Origin of the sequence: Paracoccus sigandri (genome assembly GCF_003709565.1) — a bacterium.
In the GTDB taxonomy this organism is placed as follows: domain Bacteria; phylum Pseudomonadota; class Alphaproteobacteria; order Rhodobacterales; family Rhodobacteraceae; genus Paracoccus; species Paracoccus siganidrum.
The window spans coordinates 1-10,398 of record NZ_QNRC01000060.1 but is presented as its reverse complement, the minus strand read 5'-3'; the positions used below and the strand labels follow the sequence as shown (position 1 = coordinate 10,398).

At 62.7% G+C, this 10,398-nt stretch carries 7 protein-coding genes and 1 pseudogene; 6 read left to right on the top strand and 2 right to left on the bottom strand.

Annotated elements, in window-relative coordinates:
• A pseudogene (locus C9E82_RS22960) lies at positions 1–112 on the top strand (IS5/IS1182 family transposase); the annotation flags it as partial.
• 144 nt (positions 113–256) lie between these two features.
• On the opposite strand, the gene C9E82_RS22955 reads toward C9E82_RS22960, so the two are convergent.
• Together C9E82_RS22955 and C9E82_RS22950 are read right to left on the bottom strand one after the other, a co-directional pair.
• Complete coding sequence (locus tag C9E82_RS22955) at positions 257–1,690, bottom strand: SLC13 family permease (RefSeq protein WP_205962232.1); 1,434 nt, start codon at positions 1,688–1,690, stop codon at positions 257–259.
• A 230-nt stretch (positions 1,691–1,920) separates the two neighbouring features.
• On the bottom strand, positions 1,921–2,835 hold the full coding sequence (locus C9E82_RS22950) for a LysR family transcriptional regulator (RefSeq protein ID WP_119900824.1): 915 nt from the start codon (positions 2,833–2,835) through the stop codon (positions 1,921–1,923).
• A gap of 214 nt (positions 2,836–3,049) precedes the next feature.
• Here C9E82_RS22950 and C9E82_RS22945 point away from each other — a divergent pair, with 214 nt between their 5' ends.
• The 5 genes from C9E82_RS22945 (at position 3,050) to C9E82_RS22925 (ending at position 10,211) form a co-directional block, all read left to right on the top strand.
• Positions 3,050–4,123: a tartrate dehydrogenase gene (locus C9E82_RS22945; protein ID WP_119900825.1), complete on the top strand. Its 1,074-nt coding sequence runs from the start codon at positions 3,050–3,052 to the stop codon at positions 4,121–4,123.
• 9 nt (positions 4,124–4,132) lie between these two features.
• The gene (locus C9E82_RS22940) at positions 4,133–5,386 is read left to right on the top strand and encodes a glycerate kinase type-2 family protein (RefSeq protein ID WP_119900826.1); all 1,254 of its coding nucleotides are present in this window, start codon (positions 4,133–4,135) and stop codon (positions 5,384–5,386) included.
• The gene (gene pyk / locus C9E82_RS22935; protein ID WP_119900827.1) at positions 5,383–6,813 is read left to right on the top strand and encodes a pyruvate kinase; all 1,431 of its coding nucleotides are present in this window, start codon (positions 5,383–5,385) and stop codon (positions 6,811–6,813) included. Before C9E82_RS22940 ends, pyk begins: the two co-directional genes overlap by 4 nt.
• A 25-nt stretch (positions 6,814–6,838) precedes the next feature.
• Entirely contained in the window at positions 6,839–8,116 is a 1,278-nt protein-coding gene (gene eno, locus C9E82_RS22930; RefSeq protein WP_122449402.1) for a phosphopyruvate hydratase, read from the top strand.
• Between the two features lie 289 nt (positions 8,117–8,405).
• A complete protein-coding gene (locus C9E82_RS22925; protein ID WP_119900822.1) occupies positions 8,406–10,211 on the top strand; it encodes an alpha/beta hydrolase-fold protein in 1,806 nt (601 codons plus the stop codon).
• The last annotated feature ends 187 nt before the right edge of the window (positions 10,212–10,398 follow it).

Sequence of the window (10,398 nt, the reverse complement as noted above, 5' to 3'; positions counted from 1 at the left end):
CATGTTCGGCAGGCTCAAGGACTGGAGGCGCGTCGCGACCCGCTATGACCGATGCCCCAAGGTGTTCTTCTCAGCCATCGCCCTCGCGGCTCTCGTCATCTATTGGTTATGAATCCTGACCCTAAGGGAATGGCAAATCATATGCCGATTTCCGGACTATCCCGCGCTCTATATGTATCCTGTGAGATTCTCTACGATTGCGGCCGCGAGCATCGCTCGCGGCCGCTCGAACCGGTCTTTTCCGCCATTCATGCGGTCAGGGGAAGAACGGGAACAGGATCGGCAACAGGACCATGCTCACGATCGTGGACACAAGGATAAGCGGCAGGCCGGCTTTGGCGTAATCCTTGAACGTATATCCTCCGGGCCCCAGGACCATGACATTGGCGGGCATGCCGATCGGGGTGGCATAGGCCAGCGAGCCGCCGATCACGATCGCCATCAGAACCGCCCTGGGGTCGGCGCCGATGGTGGTGGAGATCGACATGCCGATCGGCACCAGCAGCGCGGTCGTGGCGGTGTTGGACATGAAGTTGGTCAGCGCGACCGCCAGCAGGAAGATGACCAGCATGATGACGAACATCGGCGTGTCCGGTCCCATCAGGTTCAGCACCGCCTGGGCGACCGCCGTGCCGGCCCCGGTCGTCTCCATCGCCGTGGCCAGCGACAGGATCCCGCCGAAGAGCACGATGGTCTGGGCGTCGATGGACCCATAGGCCTGCTTCTCGCTGATGACGCCGGTCAGGATCAGAACCAGCGCCCCGATCACGCTGGTGATGTGCAGGGGTATCCCGATCTGCCTTTCGAAGACCATGCCCAGAACCGTGCAGACCAGGATGATCAGGGAGGCGGTCTTCTTCCATTGCGGCACGGAAGTCCTGGCTTCCTGAAGGTGCGTGTCACGGGCCTCGTCGGCCTTGTGATCCGGTAGCAGCCTGTAGCCGATGGTAGCCATGAAAAGAGTGCCCGCCAGCAGCATCGGCAAGCCGACATAGCCGTATTCGAAGAAGCCGAAGCGTAGGTCGATCGATTCGAGCGCGGCCTGGGCGATCATGTTGCCGGGGGCGCCGATCAGGCTCAGGTTGCCGCCCATCGCGGCGGCGAAGACGATCGGCATCAGCAGGCGCGACCGTGCAAAGCCCGATTTCGCCGCGATCCCGATGACGACGGGGATCAGCACGGCGGCGGTGCCGGTGTTGGACAGAACGCCCGACATCAGGCCGGTGATCATCATGATCGCAACCACCAATTGTCGTTCGGTCTTTGCGAAGCGGGTCACCAGACCGCCGATCTCGCTTGCCATGCCGGTCTGGAACAGGGCGCCGCCGATGACGAACATGCCGACGAACAGGATGACGTTGTTGTTGACGAAGCCGGCAAAGGCTTCCTTGGGCTCCAGAACGCCGGTCAGCGCCAGGCCGAGACAGACGATCATCGCGGTCACGGCAAGCGGGATCCTCTCCCAGACGAACATGACGATCGCGAAAAGCAGAAGCAGCAGGGTAATGGTTGTCGGGCTCATGGATCCCTCCCCAGATATCGAGAGCGCACGCGGAAACACGCCGCATTCACGAGGCGCCATTGGAGCGATGGCTGAACATCCCCGTTCGTACTGCCTTGCAGCAGGCATAGACTCACACGCCGCGGCTGCGGATGGCAGCGCAGTGTTGTCCTTGCCTGCGGAAAGCACCGCTTATCCGTGCCTCGTGCGGGCAGCGGAACACGCGGGCAATTCCCACGCAGTAGTCAGGGGGATCGCGGTCGTTTCAAGGAAATCCTCCTCCCAAGTCTTTCCCGACCGTCCTGTCGAGCCGAAAGGGCGGTCTGACACAGGAGGATGCGGATCAGTGGCCCGGCGATCAACTTGCACAGGATTATATAAAGAACATCAATAAAAGATCCCTGTGCCGCGCAAGCGTTTCAGGCACTTTCTTCTATGGCGTCCAGATTCTCGTCCAGAACGGCCAGAAGGGCATCGCGCTGGTCGTCGCGCGTGCCGCGCGCCCAGGCCGCGGCCAGAATCAGCTTGGACCGGGTGGTGCCCTCCGGCACCACCAGCGGCAGAAACGCGACCCCCGGCACGGCCATGCGGGAAACCCATTTGGGCACGATGGCCAGTCCCGCGCCCGTCGCAACCAGGCTGACGATGGTATGCTTTTCCTCCGCCACTTGCGCGATGCGTGCGGTCAGGCCCGCATCGGTGAACAGCTTGATCGTCAGGTCGTGCGAATGTGGCCGGGATCGGCGGTCGGGCACGATGAGCGGCATGTCCGCCAGATCGCGAATGTTCAGTTCGACCCGATTCGCCAAAGGGTGCTTCTCGGGCAGGGCAACGACGGCGGTCTCAAAAAACAGCGTCTGGAAATGGATATTCGGGTCACGGATATCGGGAGGGCGGCAGAAGGCGATGTCGATGCTGCCGCTCAGGATCTTGGGTAGCAGGTGAATCGTCTTCTGCTCGATCAACTGGACTTCGATCTCGGGATGCTTGAGGCGCAGAAGCTGCAGAAGTTGCGGCATCAGCCCGGTCGCGGCACTATCGATGGCGCCGACCTTCAGGACCGGCTTCTCCGTGCGCCTCACGCTGCGGATGCGCTGCTCGAACTGGTCGGCCTGTGCGACGAGGGCTCGGGCGTCCTCCAGGATCGCCGTTCCCGCTTCGGTCAGCGCGACGTTCCGGGTGGTGCGCAGGAAAAGACGCGTCTCGAAACGATCCTCCAGCAGCCTGATCTGCCGGGTCAGCGAGGCCGGCAATATGCCCATTGCCTGGGCCGCCCGGCCGAAATGCAGTTCTTCCGCCACGGCCAGGAAGCACCTGATCTGGTGAATGTCCATGAGTTCCTCCCCGGTCAGTTTATTGCGGAACCGTATATAATTCTACGCAAATTGCTGCGGCGCCTTCGTCGGTCGTATCGTTGCCTTGCGGTCGCTGAACAGCGTCGCATGTGATCGCCGCAAGGCGTCGCAGGGGAGGAGATTTCAGGGTAACCGCGCCCCCTTTGGCGACGCATTCGGCTTGTCAGGACCGAATGAGGAGAGGACCACACCCATGAAAACCTACAAGATCGCCGCCATTCCCGCCGACGGTATCGGCCCCGAAGTGATCGCCGCCGGGCTGCAAGCGCTGGAGGCCCTGGCCGGACGCGACGGGAAATTCAAGTTCGACGTCACCGAATTCGACTGGAGTTCGGAACGCTACAAAAAGACCGGCGCGCTGATGCCCGAAGACGGCCCCGAGCAGTTGAAAGCCTTCGACGCCATCTTCTTCGGCGCGGTCGGCGCGCCGGACGTGCCCGATCACCTCACGCTTTGGGGGTTGCGCCTGCCGATCTGCCAGGGCTTCGACCAATATGCCAATGTGCGCCCGACCAAGATCCTGCCCGGCATCCAGTCGCCGCTGGAAGGCGTCGGCCCCGGCGACCTGGACTGGGTGATCGTGCGCGAGAACTCCGAGGGCGAGTATTCCGGCCATGGCGGCCGTGCCCACAAGGGCCTGCCCGAGGAGGTCGGCACCGAGGTCGCCATCTTCACCCGCGTCGGCGTCACCCGGATCATGCGCTATGCCTTCAAGCTGGCGCAGTCGCGGCCTCGCAGGCTGCTGACGGTGGTGACCAAGTCGAACGCGCAACGCCACGGTATGGTGATGTGGGACGAGATCGCGGCCGAGGTCTCGAAGGAATTTCCCGATGTGACCTGGGACAAGATGCTGGTCGATGCCATGACCGTGCGGATGGTCAAGAACCCGCAAAGCCTCGACACCATCGTGGCGACCAACCTGCATGCCGATATCCTGTCGGATCTGGCGGGCGCGCTGGCGGGCAGCCTGGGCGTGGCGCCGACCGGCAATATCGACCCGGAACGGCGCTATCCCTCGATGTTCGAGCCGATCCACGGCTCGGCCTTCGACATCACCGGCAAGGGCATCGCCAATCCGGTCGCAACCTTCTGGACTGCCGCGCAGATGCTGGAGCATCTGGGCGAGGGCGATGCCGCGAAGCGCCTGATGGTGGCGGTCGAACAGGTCTGCGCCGATGGCGTGCTGACCCCCGATGTGGGCGGCACCGCCACCACGCAACAGGTCACGGATGCCGTCTGTGCGGCCATCCGCGGCGCCAATATCTGAGGTGCGGCGATGACGCGCGATCCGAAAGACCTTCTGCTGCGCCTGTTCGGCGCGGCGGTGGACAGCGCCGATCCGGCCAAGACGGTCGCGCGCCATCTGCCCGAAATTCCGCGCGGGCGCATCGTCGTGGTGGGGGCGGGGAAATCCGCCGCCGCCATGGCCCGCGCGGTCGAAGACGCTTGGCCCGGCGTTGACCTGTCGGGGGTGGTCGTCACCCGCTACGGCCATGCCGTGCCGACCCGCCGCATCGAAGTGATCGAGGCCGCCCATCCGGTGCCAGACCAGGCCGGTGCGCAGGCGGCGCAGCGCATCCTGGATGCGGTCGGCGGGCTTGGTCCCGACGATCTGGTGCTGGCGCTGATCTCGGGCGGCGGCTCGGCCCTGATGACCGCGCCCGCGCCCGGCCTGACGTTGGACGAGAAGATGCAGGTGAACCGCCTGCTCCTGGCTTCCGGGGCGCAGATCTCGGTGATGAACCGGGTTCGCCGCAGGCTCTCGGCCATCAAGGGAGGGCGACTGGCCTTGGCGGCGGCCCCCGCGCCGGTGGTGACGCTGGCGATCTCGGACGTGCCCGGCGACGATCCGCTGGCCATCGCCTCGGGTCCGACGGTGCATGACCCGGACGCGGGGGCGGATCTGTCCGAGGTGGTGCGGATGCTGGGCCCCGACCTGCCCGAGACGGCGCGCCGCCTGCTGCTGGAAACACCCGAACCACTGCCAGCTTTCCAGGCGAACTACCGCATGATCTCGACCCCGATGCTGGCGCTGGAGGCGGCGGCGGCCATCGCCCGCGCCGACGGGGTGACGCCGCTGATCCTCGGCGACGCCATCGAGGGCGAGGCCAGCGCAACCGGTCAGATCATGGCCGGGATCGCGCGATCCGCCGCGCTGCATGGCCAACCGGTCAAGGGCCCCGCCGTGCTGCTGTCGGGCGGTGAAACCACCGTCACCATCGGCGCGACCAAGCCCGGCAGGGGCGGGCGCAACACCGAATTCCTGCTGGCCATGGCGCTGGCGCTGGACGGCCTGCCCGGAGTGCATGCGCTGGCCGGAGACACCGACGGCATCGACGGCAGCGAGGATGCGGCGGGCGCCACCGTCGCCCCCGACACGCTGGCCCGCGCCCGCGCGGCGGGGCTGGACCCGGCAAAGGTGCTTGCGGGACATGACAGCTACAGCCTCTTCGACAGGATCGGCGACCTGGTCAAGACCGGGCCGACCCTGACCAATGTCAACGACTTCAGGGCGGTATACATCCCATGAACAACCAGACCCCCGATACGCTGCGCCCGCGCCGCGCCAAGATCCTCGCCACCGTCGGTCCCGCCAGCCGCAGCCCCGAAATGCTGCGCCGCCTGTTTCTGGCCGGGGCCGACACCTTCCGGCTGAACTTCAGCCACGGCAGCCATGACGACCACCGGCAGGCGTTTGATACCATCCGCGCGCTGGAGGCCGAGTTCGGCCAGCCCATCGGCATCCTGCAGGACCTGCAAGGCCCCAAGATCCGCATCGGCCAGGTGCCGGGCGGCCCGCGAGAGGTCGCGGCCGGCGATACCCTGACCCTGCGCCTCGGCAGCAAGGGTGATGATATTCCCCTGCCGCATCCGGAGATTTTCGCCGCGATCCGCCCCGGCCACCAGTTGCTGATCGACGACGGCCGTATCCGGCTGGAAGCCGTCGCCCATGATGCCGACACCATCACCGCCCGCGTGATCGCCGGCGGCCGCATCCTCGACCGCAAGGGGGTGAACCTGCCCGATACGGTGGTGGACCTGCCGGCGCTGACGGAAAAGGATCGAGCCGACTTGGAATTCGGCCTGTCGTTGGGGGTCGATTGGGTCGCGCTGTCCTTCGTCCAGCGGCCCGAGGACCTGGTCGAGGCCAAGGCCCTGATCCAAGGTCGCGCCGGGCTGATCGCCAAGATCGAGAAGCCCTCGGCTCTGGACAGCCTGCCGCAGATTGTGGCCGAGGCGGATGGCGTGATGATCGCGCGCGGCGACCTGGGCGTCGAGATCCCGCCCGAGGACGTGCCGGGCCGGCAGAAGGAGATCATCCGCCTGTGCCGGCAACTCGACCGCCCGGTGATCGTGGCGACGCAGATGCTGGAATCCATGATCACCACGCCGACGCCGACGCGGGCCGAGGCTTCGGACGTGGCGACGGCGGTCTATGATGGCACCGATGCGGTGATGCTGTCGGCGGAAACCGCGTCGGGCCAGTATCCCGTCGAGGCCGTCGCCATGATGGACCGCATCATCCGCCGCACCGAGGCGCATCCCTTCTATTCCGCCTCGCTTGGCGCGACCGCGCCCCATGTCGACACGGCCGAACAGGCCATCGCCTTCGCGGCGGTCGAACTGGCTGATGCGCTTTCGTCCCCGGCCATCGTCTCCTTCTCCTCGACCGGCGCTTCGGGACGGCGGATCGTCTCGCACCGATCCCCGCGCACGACCGTCCTGCTGACCGGGGATGAGGCCGTCGCACGCCGCATGTCGCTGGTCTGGGGCGTGCGTTCGATGCACGAGGCCGAGATCAGCGATCACGACACGGTGCCGATCCATGCCGCCGAGGCGGTGCTGGATCTGGGAATCGGCAAGCCGGGCGACAGGATCGTCGTGGTCTGCGGTTTTCCCTTCGGCGTGCCGGGGACCACCAACAGCATCCGGGTCACGCCGCTCGGCCAATACTGACCGTCAATCGCAAGAGGAGAGAGCCATGACCGCGATTATCGACATATTCGCCCGCGAGATCCTTGACAGCCGCGGCAATCCGACCGTCGAGGTCGACGTGACGCTGGAAGACGGCACGATGGGCCGGGCGGCGGTGCCCTCGGGCGCGTCCACGGGCGCCCATGAGGCGGTCGAGAAGCGCGACGGCGACAAGGCGCGCTACCTGGGCAAGGGCGTGCTGGAGGCCGTCGCCGCCGTCAATGGCGAGATCGCCGAGAACCTGATCGGCGAGGACGCGACCGAGCAGCGCGCCATCGACGCGCTGATGATCGAGCTGGACGGCACCCCCAACAAGGCCCGGCTGGGCGCCAACGCGATCCTGGGCGTGTCGCTGGCCGTGGCCAAGGCCGCCGCGGATGCCTGCCAGCAGCCGCTTTTACGCTATGTCGGCGGCACCTCGGCGCGGATCCTGCCGGTGCCGATGATGAACATCATCAATGGCGGCGAACATGCCGACAACCCGATCGACATCCAGGAATTCATGATCATGCCGGTCAGCGCCGGCAATATCCGCGACGCGGTGCGCATGGGATCCGAGGTGTTCCACACGCTGAAGAAGGAGCTTTCGGCGGCGGGTCTTTCGACCGGCATCGGCGACGAGGGCGGCTTTGCGCCGAACCTCTCCAGCACCCGCGACGCGCTGGACTTCATCCTGAAGGCGGTCGAGAAGGCCGGCTACAAGCCCGGCGACGACATCATGCTGGCGCTGGACTGCGCCTCGACCGAATATTTCAAGGGCGGCAAATACGAGATGGTCGGCGAGGGCAAGTCGCTGAGCCCGGCCGAGAATGTCGACTACCTGGCCGCGCTTTGCGCCGACTATCCGATCCTGTCGATCGAGGACGGCTGTTCCGAGGACGACTGGGAAGGCTGGAAGCTGTTGACCGAGCGCCTGGGGGCATCGGTGCAGCTGGTCGGCGACGACCTGTTCGTGACCAACCCGGCGCGGCTGGCCGAGGGGATCGCGAAGGGCTGCGGCAATTCGCTGCTGGTCAAGGTCAACCAGATCGGCACGCTGTCCGAGACGCTGGACGCGGTGCGCATGGCCGACCGGGCGGGCTTTACCTCGGTGATGTCGCACCGCTCGGGCGAAACCGAGGATGCCACCATCGCCGACCTGGCGGTGGCCACCAATTGCGGCCAGATCAAGACCGGCTCGCTGGCGCGGTCCGACCGGCTGGCGAAATACAACCAGCTGATCCGCATCGAGGAAATGCTGGGCGCAACCGCCGAATATGCGGGACGCAGCATCCTGCGCGGCTGAAATTAAAGGACATCTCTGGAATAGCGGTTGCACCAGATAAGTTGTTCTTTTGCAGTGATGATTGAGGTCACGCCATCTGTGCTGCGTATACCTGCGTAGCACAGGCGCAGTCTGATCCGATAAAGGTGGGCGTAGAACCTTCCCCATAGGCCTTGCCCCACGTGGCTCTCTACATGTTTTTCTAACCAGCACATGCGGTACTCAGTAGAAGAGCTTGGTCTGAGTTTGCTGCACCAGCGCCAAGATCGCCCCGCCTGGACTACTAACAAGACAACAGAGAGGAATTAATATGAAAGTAAAGACAACCGTGTTCGTCTCTGCGCTTTTGGCGATGGGGGGAATGTTCACACCCGCCAATGCGCAAATCGTGTACATGCCACCGCCAGAAGCCGAGCTACAAGTTGGCGTAATGCCTGGGAAGCTGGAAAGCTTCATGCTACCGCCAGGAAAGTATTATCCGGGAACGCCTCATAATTATGTTGTATACACGCCCGCAGGGTACGATAATTCTAAACCATTACCTGTCATGATCTTTCTTGATGGGGTTCGCACCTTTCTTGATCCGAAATTGGAAACTAACGTCATATTGGACAATTTAATCGCAGCTAACGAAATTCCTCCTCTTGTTGCTGTGTTCGTCGATCCGGGCGTTCACCCGACTCGCTCGAGCGACGGACAAAATCGATACGAGCGCCATTTCGAATATGATTCAATCAGTGATCGCTACTCTGGATTCCTTCTGGACGAGCTGCTACTCGCCGTATCCAAACGCTATCCCCTCTCCGAAAATCCCAATGACCGCGCGATCGCAGGGAGCAGTACCGGCGCAGTGGGTGCATTTAGTGCTGCGTGGAATAGGTCCGATCAGTTTCGTCGAGTCATGAGTTTCAATGGGACTTATATTAGTATGAAAGGCGCTCATACGCTTGCGAATATTGTCCGGAAGACCGAGCCTCGTCCCATCCGTGTATTTATGCAAGCGGGCAAGGCCGACCACATCACAGATCTACAACCCTTTGGGACACGATATGCTGGAAGTTGGCCAACAGCAAACCAGGCGATGCATGAAGCACTGCAATTTGCAGGTTACGACGTTAAGTTCGAATATGGTGTGGCTGGCCACGAGTCGACCCATGGACGTGCAGTCATGCCTGATGCTCTGCGGTGGTTGTGGCGCGACTATCCAGAGCCGATTAAAGTAATCTCTTTGCCGTTCTACTATGGGCAGCCCGGGTCGGAAGACCGTGGCCACGTCTTCTCGGTAATTAATGGCGATGAAACATGGGAGCAGGTAGGGACCGACTACGGGACGATTTCCAGTATCGCTAGCGACATGGATGGGAATGTACATTTCAACGACGATAGCGGAAATATCTGGCGGCTGTCAGTTGAAGATGACTCAATTACTATGCTGGCAGATGAACAGGGGAAAAACTTATCTATGGCGATTGGCGCGAACGGTCGTCTTTACGTTGCACAACCAGAGAAAAAACTGATTGTTTCTTATGGAGCGACGGTGGCAGATAGAGAAATAGTTGCCGACAACGTCTCCGCATCCGCTGTCACGTCGAACAAGCAGGGCGACATCTACGCTGTCGAGTCGGCACAGGGAGTAATTTTGCGTATCGACACCCGTGGCAAGATTTCTACCGCTTACGACGGTACTGATTTACATGAGCCATCAAGCATTTCCATGAGCCCTGATCAAGAATTTATGATCGTTGGAGATGCCAAGAGCAAGTTCGCATGGTCATTTCATGTTATGGCCGATGGTGGCCTTGTGGATGGGGAACCCTACTATCGTCTTGAGATGCCGGAGGTGGGGCTCTATAGTGAAAACCGTAGTGTTACCGTGAATGACTTGGGGCAGCCGTTCTTTGCCACTCCATTGGGAATACAAGGTTTCGAGGCGGCGGGCCGCCAGGGGCCGATCCTCAACTCCCCAATATATGGCACCGTATCCGCAGTGTCCTTTGCTGGTGGATCGAAAGATTGGCTCTACGCCGCAGTGGACGGAAAGCTCTTTCGGCGATCTGTAAAATCCAAGGCTGTAAATGCTGGTACGATAACCAAGCCACCAGCGCCGCCGCTGTGATATTGGTAACAAAAACTTACGAGGCTGCTGAACGCAGGAACCCTATTTAAAGTGCACTCACTTAGGGTCAGGATGCATTGATTTCTGTTGCGCTGCGTGATTCACGCCTCCGAAAACGGAGCGGTGACATGAGCGATCTCTTCTGGCTGACCGACGCGCAGATGGCGCGCCTGGCTCCCTTCTTTCC

Bases quoted from the DNA above. Each gene is read 5' to 3' on its own strand.
- pyk (WP_119900827.1), top strand. From the start codon at position 5,383: ATGAACAACCAGACCCCCGATACGCTGCGCCCGCGCCGCGCCAAGATC.
- C9E82_RS22945 (WP_119900825.1), top strand. From the start codon at position 3,050: ATGAAAACCTACAAGATCGCCGCCATTCCCGCCGACGGTATCGGCCCC.
- C9E82_RS22925 (WP_119900822.1), top strand. From the start codon at position 8,406: ATGAAAGTAAAGACAACCGTGTTCGTCTCTGCGCTTTTGGCGATGGGG.
- C9E82_RS22950 (WP_119900824.1), bottom strand. From the start codon at position 2,835: ATGGACATTCACCAGATCAGGTGCTTCCTGGCCGTGGCGGAAGAACTG.
- C9E82_RS22940 (WP_119900826.1), top strand. From the start codon at position 4,133: ATGACGCGCGATCCGAAAGACCTTCTGCTGCGCCTGTTCGGCGCGGCG.
- eno (WP_122449402.1), top strand. From the start codon at position 6,839: ATGACCGCGATTATCGACATATTCGCCCGCGAGATCCTTGACAGCCGC.